This is a genomic window from Nitrosomonas sp. (genome assembly GCA_031316255.1).
Lineage (GTDB): Bacteria > Pseudomonadota > Gammaproteobacteria > Burkholderiales > Nitrosomonadaceae > Nitrosomonas.
Genome location: JALDQW010000001.1, coordinates 83,540 through 107,894, shown reverse-complemented (window position 1 = coordinate 107,894; position 24,355 = coordinate 83,540). Strand labels below are relative to the sequence as shown.

Below are 24,355 nucleotides of genomic sequence, written 5' to 3'. Positions count from 1 at the left end.
CGTCCTCAGTTTATCTCAAGACGAAATTATTGTCTGCCTGGACAGGTGGCTTTGATGAATTTCTGAGTAAACTCCAAATATGCAATCAATCCTGCTGCTAGCAGTGTAATCGTTTTCTTCATCAACACACTGTTGTAAAAGAGATGAACTGGGGGAAATTAAAGTTCCGTAAATACTGGTGACGCATTTTTGAATTATGTTTCCGAATAAGTAGTCGACCCTGAAAAAGGATATTTTGAAAAATTATCTACACAAAAATTCAGTCAGGAGTTGTTTATCTTGCCTGTACACCTTTTTTTCAGAAATTTCCAGCGGCAATGCTTATTTTTGCCTTATGTTTTGCTGCAAAAAACAGCCAAAAAATGGCCAACAGCCATTGTTTCAGATTCCAGGTGCAAGCAGCCATCAGCAGGTTGATCTGATCACCGATGGCGCCTTTCAAATAGTTTCTTGCCATTCGATAGTCCGATTTCAAGTGGCCAATAATGGACTCAATCGCTGCACGCCTTCTGCATTGTTTACGCTTCTTGTCTCTCTGGTAGCGACTGTCTCGTTTGAGTGCTTTTCCCGGTAGAATGATTGTTGTTCCATTGACTTCACTTTTGCCGCAATAACCGCGATCACATACCGCTTGGCTGGCCGCTTTGCCACGCGATGTTTCAACATGCTGAAGTATTTCCGGCAACGTATGGCTGTCATGCAGGTTTTGTTCATGGTTGACCACGCCGACGATGATATTGTTTCGCGCCGTACAGGCGATTGATGCCTTGCTGCCATATTCGTATTGTTTATGGTCTTTTCCTTTGGCAACACAGTAGACCTGTGGTTCATGCAGGGAATAGATTTTGTTTGTGTCTTTGGGTTGCTGTTTCAAAATACGCTCATACAGCAGAAAATCCTGTTGGTAGCGTTCAAACAAGCAGTACTGCGGCAGCTTCCTTCTGAGCTCCCGTATCAAAATGCCCGCAATGGTTCGCAACCGTTTCAGCGCACGCTTGGCCTTGGCTCTTTTCTTGGCATGGCGAAAATGCCGAATATCCAGGCGCAGGGATTTGACTTCCTTGACGAAGGTGCGCCGCTGGGGAATGCCATGCGCTTTGGCAAGCTTGTTCAAGCGATTGATGATTTTGATTGCAAGCTTGCTGTCTGTCGGATAGGTGATGTTCTTTTCCTGTACTGTGGTGTCAATATGAACCGCATCTTCCTGCGCCGCTTTGCCATGCAAACCAACGCTCATCCGGAATATCCGTTCAACACCTTCAGCGCCAATCCGCTTGCGAAAATGAACCAGCTCCGTGCTGTGGCAAGGCAATCTGCGTTGGAATTCTTTCATGCCGCAAAAAGCCTGGTAGTACGGATTGCGCTTCCACTGCAATACTACCGCTTCATCGCTCAAGTTCTCCAGTTGCTTCAGGATCAACAATCCTACCATCAGGCGAATGGGTTTGCTGGGCGCGCCGATGCCTTCGGTGTAATGAACGCTAAACGCTTCGTCAAACACGTGCCAGGGGATAACGGTTGATAGTTTGAGCAACGGATCGGAAGGATCAAGTTGTAATAACAGGTCAGTTTCAAACAAACTGGGTTGATGAAAAGTTTTGCTGGGTGTGAGCATCTATAAATCACCATTTCGACCAGAAACAAGTGCTTATTTTAGCATTTTCTGGTCGTTTTGAACAGCAAAAACCCTAATAATCGCTATTAATATCATGCACTTGAGGATATTTTAAGGGCCGACTAAGTATTCGTGGGTGTGGCCATATCTAATCTGTCTCCTTTAAAATCCCGAACCGCTTTTCCAGCGCAATATGGTCGTTCATCTGAATAATGGTCTTGAAAGTTTCGAATGACAATCGCTGATTGATATGCTGTGTGCCGCTGTCTCTTTTTAACGCGCCAAAGCAGTCGATAAAAGCCTGCGTAGCAGAGAACAGGCCGGACAGGGCATAGGCCACGAATTTGTAACCCATGTCTTCCAGTTCATCGAGTGACAAATTCGGCGTTTTGCCGCCTTCGATGATATTGGCGAATAGAGGAACGCCCTGGAAATGACATGCAATGTCGGCTAATTCTTCCCGCGATTGCGGTGCTTCGATAAACAGTACATCCGCGCCTGCCGCGAGATAACGTTCGCCACGCTTCATCGCGCCGTTGAGTCCTTCTGTCGCGCGGGCGTCCGTTCGTCGGACAATGACAAGCCCGGAATCGCCGCGGGCGTAAACTGCTGCTTTTGTTTTTTCCACCTGTTCGGCAGCCGGGATAATCTGCTTACCTTCGAAATGACCGCATTTCTTGGGCCACATCTGATCTTCCAGAATAATTCCGGCGACATCGGTCTGTACGATTTCTTCAACGGTGCGGATGACATTCAATGGGTTGCCGTAACCTGTGTCCATGTCGGCGATCAACGGAATGGACACGCTGTGCGCGATACGTTTGGTTGAGTCGATCATTTCACTGGCGGTTAAATAGCCAAAATCCGGCTTACCCAAGAGCGATGCGGCAATCCCAAATCCGCTGGAAAAGATATAGTCAAATCCCGCCTGTTCGGCGGCCATGGCGCCGATACAATCGTAAACGGCTGGTGCCGCATGAATACCAGGTTGTTCGATCAATGTGCGCAGTTTGTTTTTCACTCTGATTGTGGATGTTCACTTAATGATTGAATCAAGTTTTGAATCCGTAAAACCCGGTTCCTGATTTCAGGTATCTGCACCTGTACCTTAAGCCGATCCGGGCCGGCGAGGGAATATTCGCGGCTGCTTTGTATCAATTGAATTATTTTTGCGGGATCGACCGGCGGTTCGGGTGTGAACTGTATTTGTATGCTTTCGGTGCTGGCATCGATACGGATAATGCCGAGCGGTTTTGCGGCGATGCGCAAGCGGTGGCAGTCAAGCAATGCCTTGGTTGCGTCGGGTAACAAACCGAAACGGTCAATGAGCTCGCTTTGCATGTCATCAAGCTGGTCACTGTCCGTGCAATTGGCCATGCGTTTGTAGAGCACCAGACGTTCGTGGATATCGTGGCAGTAACTGTCGGGTAGCAGGGCAGGCACATGCAGGTTGATCTCAGTCGCAACACCCAGTGGGTGTTGCATATCGGGTTCATGGCCTTCCTTAAGTGATTTGATCGCCGTATCCAGCATAGCGCTGTATAAACTGAAACCCACTTCCTGCATTTCGCCGCTTTGCGATTCGCTTAATACGGCGCCTGCGCCGCGGATTTCCAGATCATGCATGGCCAGGAAAAAGCCCGAGCCGAGTTCTTCCATTGCCTGGATGGCTTCAAGCCTTTTTTTTGCCTGTGCGTTGAGCGCCTGTTCATCCGGCGTCAGTAGATAGGCGTAGGCTTGATGATGAGAACGGCCGACGCGCCCGCGCAGCTGATGCAGTTGCGCGAGGCCGAATTTGTTGGCGTTGTTGATAATAATGGTATTGGCGCTGGGCACATCAATACCGGTTTCAATAATGGTGGTGCACAACAGAATGTTAAAGCGCTGCTGGTAAAAATCACGCATCACATGTTCGAGTTCACGTTCGCGCATCTGGCCGTGCGCGATACGGATACGCGCTTCGGGTAGCAATCCGACCAGTTTTTCATACATGAGCGCGATGGTATTCACTTCATTATGCAGAAAATAAATCTGTCCACCGCGTTTCAATTCACGCAGACAGGCTTCACGAATGAGTCCCAGAGAAAAATTGTTGACAAAAGTCCTGATTGCCAGGCGTCTTTGCGGGGCGGTGGCGATGATGGAAAAGTCACGCAAGCCTTCGAGTGACATGGCCAGAGTCCGTGGAATCGGCGTGGCTGTCAGCGTCAATACATCGACTTCCGCGCGGAGTTTTTTGAGTTGCTCTTTCTGGCGCACACCAAAACGGTGTTCTTCATCGATAATGACCAGGCCCAGGTTCTTGAATCTGACGCTTTTCTGTATCAGTTTGTGTGTGCCGATGACGATATCGAGCTGGCCTTGAGCCAGTTCCAGTAGTGTTTTGGTTTGTTCCTTGGAAGTTCGAAAACGTGACAATTCGGCAATTTTTACCGGCCATTGATCTGCAATCAGGCCAAAGCGGTCGGAGAAATTCTGGAAATGCTGCTCGGCCAGCAATGTGGTCGGAACCAGAACCGCAACCTGTTTGCCGTCGGCAACGGCTACAAAGGCTGCTCGCAGCGCGACCTCTGTTTTGCCAAATCCGACATCGCCGCAGATCAGCCGGTCCATCGGTTTATCTGAAATCAGGTCATCGATAACTGCATTGATGGCTACGGCCTGATCGGCCGTTTCCTCAAATCCGAAACCTGCGGTAAACGCTTCGTAATCATGCTGGTTCAAAGTGAAAGCATGTCCTTTGCGCGCGGCGCGTTGTGCGTACAAATTGAGCAATTCGGCTGCGGTATCGCGTACCTGCTGCATGGCTTTGCGCTTGGCTTTTTCCCATTGGCTGCTGCCCAGCTTGTGCAGTGGCGCGGATTCCGGCGATGCGCCACTGTAACGCCCGATCAGGTACAGTTGTGAAACAGGTACATAGAGTTTGTCGCCGCCTTCATACTCGAGCGACAGAAATTCACTCAGTTCGCCCTGTTCTCCTTCACCGAGATCCATGCTGACCAATCCGAGATAACGGCCAATGCCATGTTGTTCATGGACAACCGGATCGCCTGGCTTGATTTCAGACAGATCGCGCAGAATATTGTCGGTTGAAGTTGCCCTGCGGGATTCTCTTTCGCGACGACCGTGTACATGTGTTGCGGCGTAGAGCTCATTTTCGGTAACAAAAGCGAGTTTTTCATACGCAAGAATAAATCCACTGTGCAGCGGCGCGGTGCATAGCATGAACGGTTGCGTGCTTGCCAAAAACTGTGCGTAATTTTCACAGGCCGTTGGCTGCAAATTATGCTGAAAGAGATAATCAGCAATTAGCTCACGTCTGCCCATACTTTCAGCGACGATCAGAACGCGCCCATTGGTATCCGTAAATGTACCGACAAAAGCGCTGAGCTGCTCTAACGGATTATCCGCGTAACGATTCACCTGAACAGGCGGCAAAGCAGTCGTTGGAATAGTCAATTCATTTTTATTTGCTTCATTTTCAGACAACAGTTCGATGCGGCCGTAAGGCTTTAATTTGCCGAAAAAGACGTCTGCAGGTAGAAATAAGTCCTCGGGGGGCAGTAATGGCCGGTCAAGGTCGGCGCGTAGCAATTGGTAACGGGATTGTGTATCGCGCCAGAAATCGTCAAGCACGGGACGGATGTCTTGGTGCAGACAGATTAATGTCTCTTCAGGCAAGTAATCAAAAAGCGTTGCAGTTTGATCAAAAAACAAAGGCAGGTAATATTCAATACCCGCGGGCGCAATTCCTTTGCTGACATCTTTGTAGATTTGTTTTTTTGTCGGATCGCCTTCAAATTTCTCGCGAAACTTTCCACGAAAGCAGGCACGTCCATCCTCGTCGAGCGGAAATTCACGTGCCGGTAAAAGGCGGATTTCTGTGACGGGATAGATGCTGCGTTGGGTATCAACGTCAAAAGTGCGAATACTATCAATTTCATTGTCCAGCAAATCAATCCGATAGGGTACGGCGCTGCCCATTGGAAAAAGATCAATCAGACTGCCGCGTACGCTGTACTCTCCGGGCGAGAAAACCTGAGTGACATGCGAATAACCCGCCAAGGTCATCTGGCTGCGTAGTGCAGCCATGTCGAGTAATTCGCCTTTTGTGATAAAGAAAGTATGGGCTGCCAGATATTCGCAGGGCAGGATGCGGTACAACGCTGTCGTTAGTGGTGCAATCAATACATCGCAGGTTTTGTTCATGACCTGGTAAAGTGTTGCAAGACGTTCCGATACCAGATCATGGTGTGGTGAAAAAGTATCGTACGGCAATGTTTCCCAGTCGGGTAACAGATGTATTTGCAGTTCAGGTGCAAAAAACGGAATTTCTTCTAGTAACCGCTGCGCGTCTAGTGCGCTGGTTGTTATTACCGTAACAGGCTTTGCTTGTTGTGCCAGCTGTGCCAGAAAAAGCGCATCGCTGGAACCTGCAAAATCAGAATAACGTGAAATTGATCCGGAAGTTGGTGGCTTAAATTGGTGTTGCATATTTTGAAATACTGTACGCAGCGCATTGCATTAATAATTGCAACGCACTCAAGGTTTACTATTATAGGCTAATTTTGTTGTTGCTCTGATGTTGTTTTCTTGCGACCTAACCGTATATCCCAAATACATATGAGAGAAAATTTTTGTTTATAGCTTGTTTTACTAAATTATTTCTTATTTAGCCGTAAATAATTAATACTGGCTTCAGAATTTGTCCGGTGGCGGTCTGTTATTAAGTGTATCTTCAAAAATTCAGCGTCTTAAACAAGGTGAGGCGGGAACAAGAAGTATATGATTGATATGTAAGGAAAGATTTTTGTGTGTAACTATGTGTTTTCACAAAATTGAATTTCTAGGGATATTCTTAAGAAGACTGCATTTTTTTAATTAAATCTATGTCAATGAATAATATAAATAACGCTACGATGGAATCACCCGATGAAAATGAAACCCTGTCAATTAAAGATAAGCTGATTGACATGATACAGAATAATCCAGACTTCCCAGCGCTTGGCAGTTCCATATCAAAGGTGATCCAGTTGACGTCTTCAGAGGATAAGTCACTGGAACAACTAACCAATTTTATCTTGTCGGATCCGTCACTTTCATTGAAAATTCTGCGTTTGTCCAATTCACTTTCTTACCGTTCAACTTCTCCAATGGTGACCAGTATTTCCAAAGCGGTCCAGTTGTTGGGATTGGACACCATTAAAACATGCGCGTTGGCGATGATACTCGTTGACGGTATGCCGGGCAAAAATGCCAGAGCAGTACGTGCGGAACTGATGCTCGCATTGTCGGCAAGTCTGATCGGTCGCAATCTGGCAAAACGCAGTGCATTTCCTAACGCCGAAGAAGTTGCAATCGCGGCATTGTTTAAAAATATGGGCAGGCTTATTCTTGCCGCTCATAATGATCAATTGTATTGGGAAACGATGTCGCTTGCCAGGGAAAAAGGTTATTCAGAAGGACGTGCGTCTCTGGAGCAACTTGGCTGCACTTTTAACTGGTTGACAGAGTTTGCTTTGAAGGCATGGCATATTCCTGAATCGATTATACTGGCAATGAAAATTATGCCTGGCAAAGTTCTGCGATCCCCCAAGAATCGTAGCGAATGGATGCAACAGGTTGCAGAGTTCAGTAATAATGCTGCTTTGATGACATTGAGAGAAGGAAACGAAATACCATTAGTTGATGACTTGTTGAATCGCTTTGGTGACGCATTGGATCTGGACAAACAAAAGTTAAATGCGCTGATCAGGGATTCTTCCGAACAAATTCAGAGTATATGCCGATATGCTGAAAAAATAACTGATAGCGAGAATAATCAAGCCGGTCAGAATCAAACTGCTGGCGATTTTGTAGACTGTTTGACTGATGAATTGAGCGATGTGAATGCATGTTTTGATCAGACAGAAGACTGTTATGCCAGCGGCAAGCCGTATAATTCGACTGACCGGTTGTTGACAGGGATTCAGGAAGTCTCTGAAATGCTTGCTTCCGGTCGTTCAGATATCAATTCTTTATTGGTGCTTGTTTTGGAAACGTTATATCGCAGTTTGGGTTTCCGATTCGTGACCGTTTGTTTGAAGGATGTTCGTACGAATCAATTCAGGGCTAGAAATTTTGTCGGCCAAAACCGAAACGGATTGCAGAAAAGTTTTGTTTTTGCGGATACAGCTTCATCTGATATATTCAGTATGGCAATAAAACGGAATGTGGATTTGGCAATATCGGATACGACCGATACTAAAATAAGCAACGCATTACCATGTTGGCATAAACAATTATTACCTGATACCTTGAGTTTCATGATCTTGCCATTGGTGATACAAGATAAGCCAATCGGATTGATTTATGCGGACCGGAGTGCAATCGCGAGTGAAGGCATTACCGCCAATGAAATGAAACTGATTAAATCACTTAAAGCACAGATTCTGATGGCAATGAGTTTGTAACGGTAATTGTTTGTCAGGCATCCGATTTGGAATGCGATGCCTGACAGGCGAAACGGAAGTCGATCAACGTTTTTTCTGCATGGCCAAGCACTGTTTTTGCAGGGTATTTCTTGATTTTCCTCTTATCAGACATCCCGGATGGAATGTCTGTCAATAATTCAATGCCTTCAGTTACATGCTTCATAGTATATATATGAAATAGTCCTTTTCGTACAGCCTCAATAACGTTGTAGTTGAGCATCAGACGCGGTTTGTTCTGGTGTGGAATCAAAACACCCTGTTCTCCGTTTAGGCCAGTTTTTTCGCAGAGACTAAAGAATCCTTCAATTTTGTCATTAATGCCGCCAACTGGCAGGACTTCTCCGTATTGATTCATGGCACCCGTAATGGCGATACTCTGTTTGATGGGAACTCTGGATAAAGCGGAGAGCAGTGCAAAAAATTCCGCACAGGATGCCGAATCGCCTTCAATGCCCGAATATTCCTGTTCAAAAACAATGGATGCATTCATTGCAAGTGGCGCAAGATGGGCAAATAAAGCGGATAAATAGTTTTGGAGAATCAATACACCTTTGTCATGGATGGGGCCGGACATATCAACTTCATGCGCGATGTTCATTAGACCATTTTCCCCGGCAAACACGCGTGCGGTTACACGTACCGGCGTGCCAAAACTATGATCACCCATTTCAATCAAGGTAATCGCATTCAGTTGACCTGTTTTTCTCTCTTGTAAAGCAATCAAAATGTCTCCATCCGTAATTGATTCCTGTAACTGCTGATCCGGATAGTTATGGCGCAATATACGTGCTTGCAGTGCTGCGGTTATGTCTTCAGTTTCAACCAACTTTCCTTTCCGAGCGCGACAGATTGAGGCGCTCTCCAGAGTAAGTACTTCCGTACGTGCAAAAATAGCGCTTTGACGTGCCTGGTCATCGACTTCGCGGTGCGATTCCTCGAGCAGTCGTGATACTGCCGCAGCTGAAAAGTGAGGAAGATTTTTTGCATTGCAGATATGTGCGACCAGAATGGAAGAGGCGTGGTAGGTTTTCGGACTGGATCTGAAACTGTTGGCAAAATCGACCTTGACACGAAAGCGACGAATAAATTCGGGGTCTTCTTCCTGTAAAATATAGTAATCCTCACGGGAACCGATTAGAACAATTTTAATATTGATATCTATAGCTTCCGGTTCTATGATCGCGGGTATATTTGCAGCAAATGTGGAAAATGGTTCTTCAATTTGAAGTCGGTTGCTGCGTAATAGACGCCGCAGCCTGGTCCACACCATCAAGTCCGTCAGCAGATCACTCAAATGCAACATGATGAACCCACCATGCGCTTTATGCAGACTACCTGCGCGGATACGCATGAAATCACTTTTCATTCTGCCGTCTTCTAACTGATAATCAATGCTTCCGAACAATGAATGAATGAGGGGATTGTCTTCAATCATGACCGGTGCACCTTTTAATTCGTAATTATCCACAACCAGATTGATTTGGTAGCGCGACAATACTTGCTCCAGAGCATCACGCTGCTTTTCGTCAGCAATTTGACTTGCGGTTTCAAAAAGGGACAGGTTGTCCAGAATATTTTGGGCAATATGATCCAGGAATGTATTCAGTTTGGCGTTTTGTTTGAGTTTCGGGTGCAATTTGCTCCGTAAGGCTTTAAAGCTGTTATTCAGAACGGGTTTTATCGTATTTTGCTGCAAAGTGGCGAGTGATTTGTTTTTGTCAATTTCGATACGCTTAATCGCTTCAAAATATCGAATAATTGCCACATGTAATTCTTGTTCAGCTTGATCGATTTCGGCTCTGCGTGATTTGGGCAGTTTAAACAAGTGGTCTTCAGTTAAGACTTTTCCATTTTGATCGAGTAATGTGAAAACGATTTGTTCGGTTTCGCGGCGGATCGAAAAATGACGCTTTTCGGCAAATGTATCAAGTTCGGCATATAGTCGGGTTTCTGTTTTCTTGAATGTTTTGAGTTGCTGCTCCTGCCTGATTTTAAAGTCCTGTCCATTCAGGCATTGTGCTATCTCGTCGGGGAGTGATTTTGTCAGATGCGTTAATGCCTGGCGTAACGCGCGGCCCTGTCCAGCGGGCAGGTGAATAGCAACAGGTGTTTCAGGCGTAGTGAAGTTATGGATATAACATAAATCTGGCGGCACAGCACTTTTTGCTGCGGTGGCGAGCATTGCCTGATGCAACAATGATGATCTGCCACTACCGACTTCGCCTAATACAAATAAATGATAATCAGGTTGCTGCATAGCCAGTCCAAAACGTGCTGCAATTTCAGCGCGTTCTTGACCGATCCAGGAAAGCGGGGATTGAACGAGCTCCGAAGTGTCTGTGAATTCAAGTGTGTCAGGATCAATTTGAATTCGTAGTTCGGAAGGATTCAGCGGTGTTATAGACATATTGGTGAACCAGATAGTTGTTCTGAAAAGCAGTTGTTAAAGATTATTCAAGCCCCAAAAAACCGCCAGACTGATGATTCCAGAGCTGTGCGTAAAGCTGATTGTTGGCAATCAGCATGGCATGGCTGCCTTGTTCAACGATACGGCCTTTATCCAAAACAATCAACCTGTCCATGGCGGCAATCGTGGATAACCGATGCGCAATGGCAATTACTGTTTTATCCCGCATCAGCTGATAAAGGCTTAGCTGGATACTGGCTTCGACTTCTGAATCCAGTGCGGAAGTCGCTTCGTCCAGCACAAGGATGGGCGCATCTTTGAGCAGAACGCGGGCAATGGCAATACGTTGACGCTGACCACCGGATAATGTTACGCCACGTTCACCCACATGTGCATCATAGCCGGTACGGCCTTTGACATCTTTTAATGTCATGATAAATTCATGTGCTCGCGCCTTTTTGGCTGCGGCAATCATTTGCGCTTCTGTTGCGTGTGGCTTTCCAAACAAAATGTTGTCACGGACCGAACGGTGTAAAAGCGAGATATCCTGTGTGACCATGGCAATATTGCTGCGTAGACTATCCTGACTGATGTTTCTGATATCCTGCCCATCAATGGTGATTGAGCCTTGTTGAATATCGTAAAAGCGTAATAGCAGGCTAACAAATGTAGACTTGCCTGCTCCGGAGCGACCGACAATACCTACTTTCTCGTTGCGTTCTATTCTTAGGCTTAGATTATGAAAAATCCAGTATGAAGCCGGGTTATTTGGTGCCATGCTTAATTTATCTGCTGTGGAATGATATGAAAAGCAGACATGATCAAACTGTATCGTACCCTGTGATACGAGGAGTGTGTTTGTATCTGACTCATCTTTTACGCTTTGCGGGTTTGACAATGTGTTGATTCCATCCTGTACCGTACCGATATTCTCAAATAAATGATTGACTTCCCACATCACCCAGTGAGACATGCCTGTCAGGCGAATTGCCAGGCTCAGAACAATTGCGATGGCTCCCGGCCCGAGTGCTGAACCCTGCCAAAGATAGATGCCCAATGTGCAAGTAGAGAAGACAAGCAACATATTGATCGACCAGACACAAATATTCAGCCATGTTGCCAGGCGCATTTGCGGGTGCACGGTTGCCATGAATTCCTGCATGCCGGTTTTTGCATAGGCTGATTCACGTTCACTATGGGAGAACAGTTTCAGCGTAATAATATTGGTGTAGCTGTCGACAATACGGCCGGTCATCAGCGAACGTGCGTCCGCTTGCAAGGTTGAGATACGCTTCAGTTTCGGCACAAAATAAGACAGAGTGCCGATATAGGCAATAAGCCAAATCAGCAGCGGTATACATAAACGTGGATCGGCATCTGCAACCAGTAACAGTGTCGTGATCAGGTAAACCGTTACAAAAAGAATAACATCAAGCAGTTTCATGACAGTCTCGCGAACCGCAAGCGCTGTCTGCATGACTTTGGTTGCGATGCGTCCACTGAATTCATGCTGAAAAAAAGCGTAGCTCTGGTTTAACAGGTAGCGATGCGCCAGCCAGCGGACCCGCATCGGGAAATTTCCCATCAGTGCCTGATGAATAACCAGAGAATGCAATAAAACAATAATGGGTATAAATACCAGTATAAAGACTGACATTGCCAGCAAAAGCGGCCATTCGGAATCAAGAAACTGTTGTGAGTTTTTTTCTGAGAGCCAATCAACCATTTGCCCTAGAATGCCATACAACATGGCTTCGCTGATTGCCAGGCAGGTGGTTAGAAAAGCCATTAAGAATAGATAGGGCTCGATTCCGCGGATGTAGTGACGGCAGAATTGATAAATCCCTTTGGGCGGTTCGGCTGGATGCTCGGGTGGGAAAGGGTTGACCAGCCGTTCAAAAAAACCAAATAAGGTTTTCATGACGCTTAGCCGCTGCTTAATCGCTCAAGAATACGAAAACCTGCGACATAAGTGCCAATTGCTGAACCCATTGTGGATAAGATAAAGATTAATAAAATACGCGTGACCTGATTGTTCCACCAGCCTTTCAGGCTGGTTGCATCGCTGCGCAGGCGATTAAAGTCGCCCACTTTGGGTTTGCGTAAATATGTCTCGGCGGCGGCAACAACCATACCTGCACCGATAGTCGGATTGAGCGAAGTCAACGGCGCGGCGAAAAAGGCAGTCATGATTGTTAGCGGATGTGCGAAAGCAATCGCGGCGCCTAAAGCAGAAAGTCCGCCATTGATGAGCACCCAGTCAAGAATCATGGCTGTGCCGATCTCCGGACTACGTATAAATCCAATAATAAAACCGGTCAGAATCAGTAAAACGATTGCCCACGGTAAATATTTAAACCAGTTTGATGAGGTGGGTTGGGTATCCAGTCTGGCGATGGTTTCATCGGGTTGTGTAATACATTTGTTTTCGATCTGGTGTTGCATTCCATTCATATGACCGGCGCCGACAACGGCAAGAATATGCTGATAATTATTTTCTTGACTTTCTTTAATCAGGCGGGCGGACATATACTCATCACGTTCGCTGATCAGCGGCTTGAACAAATCTTTTTCATCTTCTGCAAACTGTGAGAAAGTACTTTCCAGAACATCACCTTCCTTCAGTTTTTCAATTTCAGCGGCGCTGACTTCTTCCTTGCTGACCACACTGCTGATCAAACCCGCGAATAGGCCGATTCGTTTCCACCAGGGGACATTATGGTATATGCGCTTGAGTGTGGTTCCGATTTCACGATCGATCAATATAACGGGCAATCCGGCTGCCTGGGCATCTTTGATAGCCACGCGCATTTCTGCCCCGGGTTCTATGCCAAATTGCTCTGCCATGCGTTGTTGAAATGCACCCAATGCAAGACTGGCTGCTACCATGCTGGCCTGACCGCTTTTGATGACCTGAAACAAATCCATTTTGGCCATTGCGTCCGGGTTAACTATGGCACGGTGTCGGCTCGGACATAATTCGATGGCTACCGCATCATATTTTCCCGTGGCAATGAGTTCCTGGACTTTGTCCGCACTGGCTTTTGATACATGTGCAGTACCCAGCATTGTAATATTTCGGTTGTCTATTTGAAGCATTTTGATCGGTTCAGTAGCTAAGCTATCATTGTTAGAAATTACTGGACCGCATGAATCTTTGTTGGTCATGGATAAATAGATTCCAGGTTATGCTGTACGTTAATAAAACAGTTAATCATGATCGTGTTTTTGTCTGTATTTGACAAAATATATCAATAGGCTTGTATTGATTCAAATGACAGCAAATTAAAATTAAATTATTGAATTCTGGTATTTTTTGGGTGCGATGTGATTAAAAACACAATTAAAAAAAAGAAATAGTGGTAGTTTATGTGCTTACTTTTTCCTTTGGACTTGTTTTATACGTATTATAGTTTAACCCGAGTGATGACAATCACTTCGAATCGAGAATCAAACGATGTATAGTTGTTGCAATATTACTACTGAAGACGTTTAATTTATTTGATTTGTGGTTAATGGTTTTATGACGAGGCCCTTTAATCCCTACATTTGTAGGGATTTTTTTTGTGATTTACAACTGTAATTACTGTCGTTTCGACTGATTTGACTTTAGTCTGTGACGATCAAAGGTCTGATGGATAGCCTTTGCGTAATTGTATTTGCAGCACGTTGGGCGATCATTTGATTGGCATAAGGACCGGCATGTACTTTGAACAGGCCATTGTGTTCTGTGATGCCAACAGCTCTGCTTAGCCAGGGGAGTGCTTCCTGGATATGGGAGAGATAATCATGTGCATTGTTTGAGGTGCCGAATGCGCCGAGCTGTAGATAAGCAACGGGGCCATTTATTTGACTGTCAATAGCTGATGGTGCTTGTTTGTTCGCTGAAGCGAGCTGATAGATTTCATCGGGTAAAATAGACTCAACAATCACTTCACCGCTGCCGGCTTCAATAATGTCCAGTTTATAGGCAGCTGTATACGAAAGATCAATCAGACGGTCAGAAAGAAACGGACCGCGATCATTAATACGAACAATCACCGATTTGCCGTTACTGACACTGGTAACACGCGCATAGCTGGGTAGTGGTAATGTCGGATGCGCCGCAGTCATTGCATACATGTCATACACTTCGCCCGATGCGGTGTCATTGCCATGATACCGTCGCCCATACCATGAAGCCATGCCACGTTTCTTGTATGGCTCGAGCGCTGTCATGGGTTCGTACAACTGTCCTAAGGCTTCATAGGGGCGCATATTTACTTCACGAAGCGTTTCCAGTTTGGGAACAGCATCCGGAATGAGATGAATATCATGTGGCGGATTATCGCCTGGCCCGTCGTCCAGATAATAGCCGCCACCTTTCTGTAAAGAGATATTTGTTTGTGCTGTATTTGACTGACTCACTTCATCCAGTGAATTGTATTGTGAGGTACTGGCGCAGCCTGATATGGACAACAAGACTATCAGTACAAGAATTTTGATGGCCAATGTTGATGTTGAAGGAAAATTTCTACAAATGTTCTTAAAAATTAATTGAGTGTTTGTCATGTTTTTACGAGTTTGGGGTGAGTTTGTATACTCATTAAAATACCGAAGCCGAGTAACATGGTTACCAAAGCTGTGCCGCCGTAACTGATGAGTGGCAATGGGACACCGACAACCGGTAAAATTCCGCTTACCATGCCCATATTTACAAATATGTACGTGCAAAATGTCAGTGTAATTGAACCTGCTATCAGCCGTGTAAATTGCGTTGATGCATTTGCGGTGATAACCATGCAGCGACCAATGATTATTAAATAGAGTAATAATAATAGAGAATTGCCGATTAAGCCAAATTCTTCTGAAAAAACTGCAAAAATAAAATCAGTGCTTTGTTCCGGTAAAAAGTCCAGTTGGGTTTGTGTACCGTTTTGCCAGCCCTTGCCTATGAGGCCGCCTGACCCGATGGCAATTGATGATTGAATCGTATGATAACCTGAACCGAGTGCGTCTTGTGATGGATCCATCAGTGTTAAAACACGTTGACGCTGATAGTCATGCATGAGTGACCAGAGTACTGGAATACTGCCAATGATGGCAATAATCAGTCCACCTATAATGCGCCATGACAAGCCAGCTAGAAACAGCACATAAAAACCGCTTGCCGCGATCAATAGTGCTGTGCCCAGATCGGGCTGGCGTAATATTAACAAGACAGGAAGTAACAGGATGATCGTGGCGCCCAGATAGTCTCTGAGGCGCAAGGTGATCTCATATTTATCAAAATACCAGGCCATCATCAACGGCACCGCTATTTTCATGATTTCAGAAGGTTGTATACGGGTTACCCCTAAATTAAGCCAGCGGCGCGCGCCATTGTTAATTTCACCAAAAAGCGCAACACCGATTAATAACGCAAATCCAATCAGATACAAGGGTAATGCAAGCCGCATGATTTGTTGTAAGGGAACATTGGCGACCAGCCACATTACAGACAACGCGATGACCATATGGATTGCTTGTTTGCCGACTTTGTCGATATCGCCACCCGTGGCGCTATAAAGCGTGAACAAACCAATAATCATTAGAATCAGAATGCTTGTCAAAAGAAAACTGTCGATATAGCGTGTAAGAAAGTACCAAAGTGTTCTGAATTCAATCATTGGCATTTTCAATTTTGTACGGGTTAAATGCGACATGTTGATAACTAATGATCATGTATATGTTCAGAGACTGCTACGATTTCTGCTTCTTTTGATGCCGGCAGTTCGTCAAGCAGGAAATAATCCAGAACCTGACGAGCAATCGGCGCCGCAGTTGCGCCGCCACTACCGCCATTTTCTACTAAAATAGCCAGAGTTATGGTCGGGTTTTCAGCGGGTGCGTAGGCGACAAACATGGCATGATCGCGGTGACGTTCAGCAACAAGTTCTTCTCTATAACGCTCATTCTGTTTGATGCCGATTACCTGTGATGTGCCGGTTTTGCCTGCAAACGAATATTTTGCACCGGCTGCGGCATTGGCAGCGGTGCCGCCTGGCCGTGTGACATCTACCATGGCCTTTCGTACGAGCGCCATATTCTGAGGTTGATGATTGATTGTGTATAACTCATGTTTGGGAAGTTCGCGTGTAGCGCCCGTCTGGCTGTTTGTGACCTGTTTGACGAAATGCGGCCGATAGGCTGTGCCATGGTTGGCAATAATCCCGGTTGCAAATGCCAGTTGCAGCGGTGTTGTCAGTACATAACCCTGACCAATACCCACAGAGATTGTGTCGCCGGCGTACCATCTTTGGTTATGTCTGCGCATTTTCCAATCCTGTGAAGGCAGAAGGCCTTCCACTTCGCCAAAAATATCAATCCCGGTTTTGTCGCCCAATCCAAACTGTTTAATATAGCTATGTATGCGATCGATGCCCATATCATGGGCAAGGCCGTAATAGTATGTATCGCAGGAAACAACCAGTGATTTATGTAAATCGACACGACCGTGTCCGCCTACTTTCCAGTCACGATAGCGACGATCCGAACCAGGTAGGCTGAAGTAACCGATATCGCTGATAGCGTATCCGGGTGAACGGAGTCCTAATTCAAGCGCGGCAAGTGCCATAAATGGCTTGAATGTGGAGCCAGGCGGGTAAACACCGCGCAGCGCACGGTTGTTCAGTGGTCTGTCTATTGAATTGTTCAATAAGTTCCAGTTCTTATGATCGATTCCCCCGACAAACAGGTTTGCATCAAAACCGGGTTTACTGACGAATGCAAGTATCTCGCCATTATTGGGGTCAATTGCAACCAATGCACCGCGGCGGTCGCCAAAAGCCTCGTCGGCAACGCGCTGCAAATCAATGTCGAGTGAGAGTACCAGATTATTGCCGGATACTGGCGGTGTGCGTGACAAAACCTGGATTGAGCGACCGGCGGCATCGGTTTCCACCTCATCAAAGCCTGTAATGCCATGGAGCTCGTTTTCATAGCTCTGTTCGATTCCGATACGGCCAATAAAATGAGAACCCCGGTAATTATCAAGATTGCCTGACTCTTCCAGTTGTTCAAGGTCCTTGTCGCTGATTCGACTAATATAGCCGACAACATGGGCGGCCAACTCGCCATACGGATAATAGCGCAAAATTCTAGCCTGGATTTCGATGCCAGGGAATCGATATCGATTGGCTGCAAAACGGGCCACTTCCTCGTCGGTTAACCGGTTTCGAATTGGAAGGCTCTTGAAGCGCCTGTTTTCACGCAGTAATTTTCTGAATTGCTCAAGGTCGTTGGGCGTGATTTCAATAATGGTTGCAAGTTCTTCCAACGCGGTCTCAAGATCGGAAATTTTATTCGGGGTGATTTCCAGTGTATACGTGGAATAATTTTGTGCGAGTATTTTTCCGTTTCGATCAAGAATCAAACCACGATTTGGCACCAGTGGTGCAATCGAAATACGATTTGCTTCAGCCAGTGTATGGTAATGTTCGCCTTGTGTAACCTGCAAATAAAAAAAACGTGCAAAGAGGGTTAGAAACAAAAGCAACACAAAACCAGCACTGAATGCTAGCCGTCTATGAAATTTAAACAGTTCGAGCGGATGATTTCTTAATTCTACAAACGGTTTCATAGGTCATCTGAATCGGCTTTGTGTCTTAATGGAAAACTCAAAAAGTAAGATATTATTGGCCAGAATATTGTACCAGTTAACGAAGCCAGGAAATATTGCCACTCTGGCAAGACCGATCCGCTGATTAGTGCGACTAAAACGAGAATTCCCTGCATCACTAATAGTACAAAACCGATTTGGGGTATTTGCTGCATCAAACTGAAGATTTTTAGTCGGCGGCGAAAAATTGATGCAAAATAAACAATGACACAATAAGCCAATGCATGATGACCCAAAATTCCGGCATTATGAACATCCATCATCAGGCCGATACAAAAGGCAAGACTCATTCCCATGCGCTGCGGTTGATTGATGGTCCAGAAAAGTATGGTCAGCGCCACAAAGTCAGGGCGAATTGTCAATGCAATTGACTGGAGTGGGATAAAATTCAGACATAGGGCCACAGCGAGACTAAACAGTACATACCATAATTTTGCAGGTGCGAGCATATCTTTACTAATATACTTGCTGGCGTCTATTCTGGATTCATCAATTATTTTTAGACTCACCGTTTGGTTCCTTGGCAATATTTTCTGGTGTGTCGGGCAATGTCGGAGAGAGTGACAGTATTAACACTTGCCGATTGCGATCAACACCGGCAACCGGGGTGCCAGTTATCTGTGCAAAATGATCTGCCGGGTGGCGTTTGATTTCTGTCACAATTGCTGCAGGAAGTCCGCGCGGATACACGCCGCCTATACCTGAAGTAGCCAGCAAGTCACCTTCCCTGATATCCGTATTTACGGATAAGTAACGTAATTCGATTTCATTGTTTTTTCCGGTTCCTGAGATTACCGTACGGATATTGTTGCGCACAATCTGTATTGGAACAGAATGATCCTTGTCAGTAATCAGGGTAACTTCGGACACCAACGGATAGACCTGCGTAATTTGCCCAATAATTCCCTTGTTATCAATAACGATTTGACCGGCTTGAATGTGATGCAGGCTACCTTTGTTCAGAGTGATTTTATGACTGAACGGATCGCGCGGTGTATAAAGAATTTCAGCCATGACTGCTTTGGCTGTTGTTTTGGACTCAATTGTGTTAACTGCGCCCAGGAGTTTTCGTAAGTGTGCGTTTTCTGCTTCCAGCGCATTTAAGCGCAATAGTTTTTCACTGTTGCGAAGATAACGTTCCCTAAGATAGGTATTTTCTTCAATAATGTGCAGGTTGCTGATCAGTTCCTTGATCACATCACTTGTTGCGGCAGGCAGAAGCGCTGCTTTTTGAAATGGATAAATAATCATGGCAATGGTCTGACGCAGTTCGGGCAATAATTTGAAGCGTAGGTCTTCCGCCATGAGCAGGCAAGACAACAGCATAAAAAGAACAAGCCGCGCTAACGGGCCGGGTCCATGTCTGAAAAACTGGGGCGTTGAGTCCATTTCATTCAGTGATGCAAAAATGCGTTTCAGGAAGTTTTGTGAATGAAGATAGCATCGTTACGTGTGTCCTCTTGATTCGGCCAATTAAAGTATTAACAACAGTATAGATTAAAGGCAATAGATCAATGCGCTAACATTATAAATATTGTGTTATCCTCAAACTTCTTGTGGCCGGATCAATACACTAATGCAAAAAACCTCCTGCTGTTGAGTCGATGATGAGCATTAGTCGTTGGCAAAAATACCAATAGATTGATCCATGTTTTCAAGTGCGATTCCAGCTCCTCGGGCTACGCACGACAGAGGATCGTCCGCAACAATGACTGACAGGCCGGTTTCTTCCATCAGCAAGCGATCAATATCTCGCAGCAAAGCACCGCCCCCGGTCATGACCATACCTTTTTCAGCAATATCCGCGCCGAGTTCAGGTGGGGTGTGCTCGAGCGCTGTTTTGACGGCGCTGGCTATACTGTTAAGCGGTTCGTTTAGAGCTTCCAGGATTTCGTTACTCGAGATGGTGAAGCTGCGGGGAATTCCTTCAGCCAGATTACGTCCCTTGACTTCTATTTCGCGTACTTCGGAGCCGGGAAACGCTGAGCCGATTTCTTTTTTTATGAATTCTGCAGTCACTTCGCCTATCAGCATGCCATAGTTACGGCGGATGTAGTTGATAATGGATTCGTCAAATTTGTCGCCACCAACACGTACCGAGTTTGAGTAAACAATACCGCCCAGGGAAATAATGCCGACTTCTGTAGTGCCACCGCCAATGTCGACAACCATAGAGCCTGTTGGAGACTCCACTGGCAGATCGGCGCCGAGAGCCGCTGCCATAGGCTCTTCTATTAATTCCACTTTGCGTGCGCCTGCCCCGTATGCCGCTTCACGTATGGCACGGCGTTCAACCTGGGTAGAACCGTAAGGAACGCAAATGACGATGCGTGGGTTGGCGGAGAACAACCGTGGCGGGTTGACTTTACGGATGAACATTTTGAGCATTTGCTCGGTAACTGTAAAATCGGCGATAACCCCATCTTTCATCGGGCGAATGGCGGTGATGTTTCCGGGAGTCCGGCCCAGCATTTGTTTTGCTGCCAGACCCACTTGCTGAATCATTTTTTTTCCGCTGGCACCACTTTCTTCACGAATGGCCACTACAGACGGCTCATCAAGTACAACACCCTGACCGCGTACGTAAATCAGTGTATTAGCTGTACCTAGATCGATAGCCATGTCCGTTGAAAAATAGCTACCCAGAAAATTGTTGCTCAGAAAATTAAACATGGTGGCAATATCCGTTATTAAGAGTGATGATGGACGTATAATACTAAAAAATGTTTAAAAAATTGGTACGCTAAATAAACGGCGTCATGATACCCTATAACTACTTTTAATATAAGATTCTCGCTTCATATGACTTTATCCATTCATGATGTAAAACAAATTGCTGAACTTGCCTATATCGAGGTCAGTGATGATGAGGTTAAATCAACATTGACCCAGTTATCCGACATTTTTAAATTGATTGAAACCATGCAAGCGACCGATACATCCAAGGTTGAGCCAATGTCTCATGCTCAAGACCTGATGCAGCGGCTGCGAGATGATCAAGTGACCGAATCGGATCAGCGTGAACTGTGCCAATCGATCGCGCCGCAAGTTGAAGAAGGTCTTTATCTTGTACCAAAAGTAATTGAGTAATTTGCTGAAGATGCCTTGAATAGTATTATCTTGCCCGGACAATCCGGTTAGAAATGCTACTTAATCACAAGCGCCTGCCATAACGCTTCGTTTAGGTAATAAAAACTTTCAGCCCATAGTAGAATTATAACAACAATCACGAAACCCACAACATTATACATCCCAATTAGTTAGTACCATGTTTAATGACAGTCTTAAACAGCTATCCAAACGTCTAGCGACTAGAGAGATCTCGAGTGTCGAGCTGACAACTGAATTTCTTCAACGCATCAAACAGCTAAACCCGCAATATAATGCTTTTATTTCCGTTGATGAGGAAAAAGCACTGGCGCAGGCCCGAAATGCGGACAAAGACATCGCTGCAGGTGAAGCTGGACCGTTAACGGGTATACCGGTCGCACAGAAAGATATTTTTTGCGCCAAGGGATGGCTGACGACATGTGGATCGAAGATGTTGTCAAATTTTGTTTCACCCTATGATGCCGGTGTGATTGAGCGCTTTAATGCGGCTGGCGCTGTCAATATCGGCAAAACCAATATGGATGAATTCGCCATGGGTTCGAGTAATGAAACGTCATTTTATGGACCGGTCAAAAATCCTTGGGATGTTGCAGCTGTCCCGGGAGGCAGTTCGGGGGGGTCAGCCTGTGCTGTTGCCGCGCGCATGGCGCCTGTGGCGACGGGCACCGATACCGGCGGTTCTATCCGGCAACCTGCTGCATTATGCGGCATATCGGGTATTAAACCCACGTATGGCACAGTATCACGTTATGGCATGATCGCTTTTGCATCCAGCCTTGACCAAGGCGGCCCAATGGCGAAGTCTGCCGAGGATCTGGCAGTCATGCTCAATGTGATGACCGGCTTCGATGCGCGTGATTCAACCAGTTTGCAACGTGAAACCGAAGATTATTCGCGTGATCTGGAAAAACCGTTATCGGGTCTGCGTATCGGCTTGCCCAAAGAGTATTTTGCCAAGGGTATGAGCAGCGATGTTGAAAAAGCAGTCATGCAGGCACTGGATGAATATCGCCAGCTCGGCGCAAAAACGATCGAAGTATCGCTGCCAAATTCACCGTTGTCCATTCCTGTTTACTATGTCCTGGCGCCTGCCGAAGCATCCAGCAATCTGTCGCGTTTTGATGGTGTTCGATATGGCTATCGTGCCAAGTCCTATCAGGACCTGGCGGATATGTACCGTAAAAGCCGTGCCGAGGGATTTGGCGCCGAAGTCAAACGCCGTATCCTCATCGGTACCTATGTGTTATCGCATGGTTATTATGATGCCTATTACATCAAGGCACAGAAAGCGCGCCGTTTGATTGCGCAGGACTTCAAAGACGCATTTAAGCAATGTGATTTAATTATGGGCCCGACGGCGCCGACAGTTGCATTTGATATTGGTGAAAAAAGCAGTGATCCGGTACAAATGTATTTGTCCGATATTTATACCAGTGCGGCCAGTTTGGCGGGTCTTCCTGGAATGTCGATCCCGATTGGATTTGGCGAAAAAGAAAGACCTGTGGGTTTGCATGTTATCGGTAATTATTTTGCCGAAGCGTGTATGCTCAATGTTGCGCATCAATATCAACAGGTTACCGACTGGCACTGGAAAATGCCGAATATTTAAGTGCGAAATCCTATTCTCCTAATCAATTTCATCGAGTTGGAAAATCAAACATGCAGTGGGAAATTGTTATTGGGCTTGAAGTACATGCTCAACTGTCAACGCAATCCAAGATTTTTTCAGGGGCATCGATAGCATATGGTGCGATGCCGAATACGCAGGCCTGTATTGTTGATCTGGCGCTGCCGGGAGTTTTGCCGGTTTTAAACCGTGGCGCAGTTGAACGTGCCATTAAATTCGGTCTTGCAGTCGATGCAAAAATTAATTCGCCTTCGATTTTTGCACGTAAAAATTATTTTTATCCCGATTTGCCTAAAGGCTATCAAATCAGTCAGTATGAACTGCCAATTGTGGAAGGTGGCACTATTCGTATTCAGGTGGGCGAATCGGAAAAAACGATTCGTCTGACACGTGCGCATTTGGAAGAAGATGCCGGTAAATCATTGCATGAAGATTTTCACGGCATGAGCGGTATTGATCTCAATCGGGCCGGTACTCCGCTGCTGGAGATCGTTTCCGAACCCGATCTGCGCAGCAGCGCGGAAGCGGTAGCTTACGCGAAAACATTGCACGCACTGGTGCGTTGGGTTGGCATATGCGACGGCAATATGCAAGAGGGTTCTTTTCGCTGCGATGCAAATGTTTCCGTGCGTCCTCTTGGCAGTGAAAAATTTGGAACACGGTGTGAGATTAAGAATCTGAATTCGTTCCGTTTTCTGGAAAAAGCGATTGAATTTGAAGTTGAGCGGCAAATTGATATCCTGGAAGAGGGCGGTACAATCCGGCAGGAAACGCGGTTGTTTGATGCCAACAAAGGTGAAACACGCACCATGCGCAGCAAGGAAGACGCCAATGACTATCGTTATTTTCCTGATCCGGATTTGTTGCCGGTAGAAATTGAGCCAGACCTGATTGTGCAGTTAAAGGCGGCATTGCCCGAATTGCCGCAAGCAAGGCATCAACGCTATAGGTCTGATTTTGGCTTGTCGGCCTACGATGCGGCTGTGCTGACGAGTTCACGTGAAATGGCGGATTATTTTGAAGCTGCGGTTAAGCAGCTGCCAGCACAAGCCAAACTCTGCGCCAACTGGATTATGGGTGAGATCAGTGCACGCTTGAATAAGGCCGATATTGAAATCACCGCTTGTCCGGTAACACCGGAAAAACTGGTTGCATTATTAGCGCGTATTCAGGACGGCACTATTTCCGGAAAAGCTGCAAAAACGGTTTTTGAAAGTATGTGGCAAGGGGAAATGGATCAGAATGTCGATGCCATTATCGAGGCCAAAGGCCTGAAGCAGATTTCGGATGACTGTGCGATTGAGCAACTGGTGGGTGAAGTGCTGGCGGCGAATGCGCAGCAGGTTGCCGACTATCGCAATGGCAAGGAAAAGGCATTCAATTCGCTGGTTGGCCAAGTTATGAAAGCCACTAAAGGCAAAGCCAATCCGGCACAAGTTAATGCCATACTGATGAAAAAATTGACAGGTCGTTAACTCCCGCA

At 46.0% G+C, this 24,355-nt stretch carries 16 protein-coding genes and 1 pseudogene; 4 read left to right on the top strand and 13 right to left on the bottom strand.

The genetic code is table 11. The features are described from left to right. Positions 1–298 precede the first annotated feature (298 nt). The 3 genes from MRK00_00525 to mfd all read right to left on the bottom strand — a co-directional run bounded on the left by MRK00_00525 (position 299) and on the right by mfd (position 6,109). Positions 299–1,615 carry an IS5 family transposase gene (locus MRK00_00525; protein MDR4515878.1) on the bottom strand — a complete coding sequence of 439 codons (1,317 nt, stop codon included), beginning with the start codon at positions 1,613–1,615 and terminating at the stop codon, positions 299–301. A gap of 148 nt (positions 1,616–1,763) precedes the next feature. Beyond that, positions 1,764–2,636, bottom strand: a complete 873-nt coding sequence (locus MRK00_00520; GenBank protein ID MDR4515877.1) for an isocitrate lyase/PEP mutase family protein — start codon at positions 2,634–2,636, stop codon at positions 1,764–1,766. Further along, positions 2,633–6,109, bottom strand: coding sequence for a transcription-repair coupling factor (mfd, locus tag MRK00_00515; GenBank protein ID MDR4515876.1), 3,477 nt, complete (start codon positions 6,107–6,109; stop codon positions 2,633–2,635). Before mfd ends, MRK00_00520 begins: the two co-directional genes overlap by 4 nt. Positions 6,110–6,510: 401 nt before the next feature. Between mfd and MRK00_00510 the strand changes: the two genes are divergently transcribed. Then, entirely contained in the window at positions 6,511–8,067 is a 1,557-nt protein-coding gene (locus MRK00_00510) for an HDOD domain-containing protein (protein MDR4515875.1), read from the top strand. Between the two features lie 13 nt (positions 8,068–8,080). On the opposite strand, the gene MRK00_00505 is transcribed toward MRK00_00510, so the two are convergent. From MRK00_00505 to MRK00_00460, 10 genes and pseudogenes are all read right to left on the bottom strand, one after another. Further along, on the bottom strand, positions 8,081–10,495 hold the full coding sequence (locus MRK00_00505; protein ID MDR4515874.1) for an AAA family ATPase: 2,415 nt from the start codon (positions 10,493–10,495) through the stop codon (positions 8,081–8,083). A gap of 43 nt (positions 10,496–10,538) precedes the next feature. After that, entirely contained in the window at positions 10,539–12,416 is a 1,878-nt protein-coding gene (locus tag MRK00_00500; protein MDR4515873.1) for an ABC transporter ATP-binding protein/permease, read from the bottom strand. A 5-nt stretch (positions 12,417–12,421) separates the two neighbouring features. Next, the gene (locus tag MRK00_00495) at positions 12,422–13,594 is read right to left on the bottom strand and encodes a TraB/GumN family protein (GenBank protein ID MDR4515872.1); all 1,173 of its coding nucleotides are present in this window, start codon (positions 13,592–13,594) and stop codon (positions 12,422–12,424) included. A 510-nt stretch (positions 13,595–14,104) separates the two neighbouring features. Beyond that, a complete protein-coding gene (locus tag MRK00_00490) occupies positions 14,105–14,428 on the bottom strand; it encodes an SPOR domain-containing protein (protein MDR4515871.1) in 324 nt (107 codons plus the stop codon). Between the two features lie 3 nt (positions 14,429–14,431). Then, positions 14,432–14,680 (bottom strand): annotated as a pseudogene (locus MRK00_00485) (septal ring lytic transglycosylase RlpA family protein). 362 nt (positions 14,681–15,042) lie between these two features. Then, the gene (gene rodA / locus MRK00_00480; protein ID MDR4515870.1) at positions 15,043–16,143 is read right to left on the bottom strand and encodes a rod shape-determining protein RodA; all 1,101 of its coding nucleotides are present in this window, start codon (positions 16,141–16,143) and stop codon (positions 15,043–15,045) included. A gap of 44 nt (positions 16,144–16,187) precedes the next feature. Further along, complete coding sequence (gene mrdA, locus MRK00_00475; GenBank protein ID MDR4515869.1) at positions 16,188–18,095, bottom strand: penicillin-binding protein 2; 1,908 nt, start codon at positions 18,093–18,095, stop codon at positions 16,188–16,190. Continuing rightward, positions 18,092–18,643, bottom strand: coding sequence for a rod shape-determining protein MreD (gene mreD / locus MRK00_00470; GenBank protein ID MDR4515868.1), 552 nt, complete (start codon positions 18,641–18,643; stop codon positions 18,092–18,094). The genes mrdA and mreD overlap by 4 nt, the downstream gene beginning before the upstream one ends. Further along, complete coding sequence (mreC, locus tag MRK00_00465) at positions 18,624–19,523, bottom strand: rod shape-determining protein MreC (protein MDR4515867.1); 900 nt, start codon at positions 19,521–19,523, stop codon at positions 18,624–18,626. The genes mreD and mreC overlap by 20 nt, the downstream gene beginning before the upstream one ends. Before the next feature lie 225 nt (positions 19,524–19,748). Further along, complete coding sequence (locus tag MRK00_00460; GenBank protein ID MDR4515866.1) at positions 19,749–20,807, bottom strand: rod shape-determining protein; 1,059 nt, start codon at positions 20,805–20,807, stop codon at positions 19,749–19,751. A gap of 129 nt (positions 20,808–20,936) precedes the next feature. Here MRK00_00460 and gatC point away from each other — a divergent pair, with 129 nt between their 5' ends. The 3 genes from gatC to gatB all read left to right on the top strand — a co-directional run bounded on the left by gatC (position 20,937) and on the right by gatB (position 24,347). Then, a complete protein-coding gene (gene gatC, locus MRK00_00455) occupies positions 20,937–21,224 on the top strand; it encodes an Asp-tRNA(Asn)/Glu-tRNA(Gln) amidotransferase subunit GatC (protein ID MDR4515865.1) in 288 nt (95 codons plus the stop codon). 178 nt (positions 21,225–21,402) lie between these two features. Then, entirely contained in the window at positions 21,403–22,854 is a 1,452-nt protein-coding gene (gene gatA, locus MRK00_00450; protein MDR4515864.1) for an Asp-tRNA(Asn)/Glu-tRNA(Gln) amidotransferase subunit GatA, read from the top strand. 50 nt (positions 22,855–22,904) lie between these two features. Next, positions 22,905–24,347 carry an Asp-tRNA(Asn)/Glu-tRNA(Gln) amidotransferase subunit GatB gene (gene gatB, locus MRK00_00445; GenBank protein MDR4515863.1) on the top strand — a complete coding sequence of 481 codons (1,443 nt, stop codon included), beginning with the start codon at positions 22,905–22,907 and terminating at the stop codon, positions 24,345–24,347. Positions 24,348–24,355: the final 8 nt, after the last annotated feature.

Coding starts and splice junctions, on each gene's coding strand:
- mrdA (MDR4515869.1), bottom strand. CDS start 18,095: ATGAAACCGTTTGTAGAATTAAGAAATCATCCGCTCGAACTGTTTAAA.
- rodA (MDR4515870.1), bottom strand. CDS start 16,143: ATGATTGAATTCAGAACACTTTGGTACTTTCTTACACGCTATATCGAC.
- MRK00_00500 (MDR4515873.1), bottom strand. CDS start 12,416: ATGAAAACCTTATTTGGTTTTTTTGAACGGCTGGTCAACCCTTTCCCA.
- mreC (MDR4515867.1), bottom strand. CDS start 19,523: ATGGACTCAACGCCCCAGTTTTTCAGACATGGACCCGGCCCGTTAGCG.
- gatA (MDR4515864.1), top strand. CDS start 21,403: ATGTTTAATGACAGTCTTAAACAGCTATCCAAACGTCTAGCGACTAGA.
- gatC (MDR4515865.1), top strand. CDS start 20,937: ATGACTTTATCCATTCATGATGTAAAACAAATTGCTGAACTTGCCTAT.
- MRK00_00525 (MDR4515878.1), bottom strand. CDS start 1,615: ATGCTCACACCCAGCAAAACTTTTCATCAACCCAGTTTGTTTGAAACT.
- MRK00_00460 (MDR4515866.1), bottom strand. CDS start 20,807: ATGTTTAATTTTCTGAGCAACAATTTTCTGGGTAGCTATTTTTCAACG.
- mfd (MDR4515876.1), bottom strand. CDS start 6,109: ATGCAACACCAATTTAAGCCACCAACTTCCGGATCAATTTCACGTTAT.
- MRK00_00505 (MDR4515874.1), bottom strand. CDS start 10,495: ATGTCTATAACACCGCTGAATCCTTCCGAACTACGAATTCAAATTGAT.
- MRK00_00495 (MDR4515872.1), bottom strand. CDS start 13,594: ATGCTTCAAATAGACAACCGAAATATTACAATGCTGGGTACTGCACAT.
- gatB (MDR4515863.1), top strand. CDS start 22,905: ATGCAGTGGGAAATTGTTATTGGGCTTGAAGTACATGCTCAACTGTCA.
- MRK00_00510 (MDR4515875.1), top strand. CDS start 6,511: ATGAATAATATAAATAACGCTACGATGGAATCACCCGATGAAAATGAA.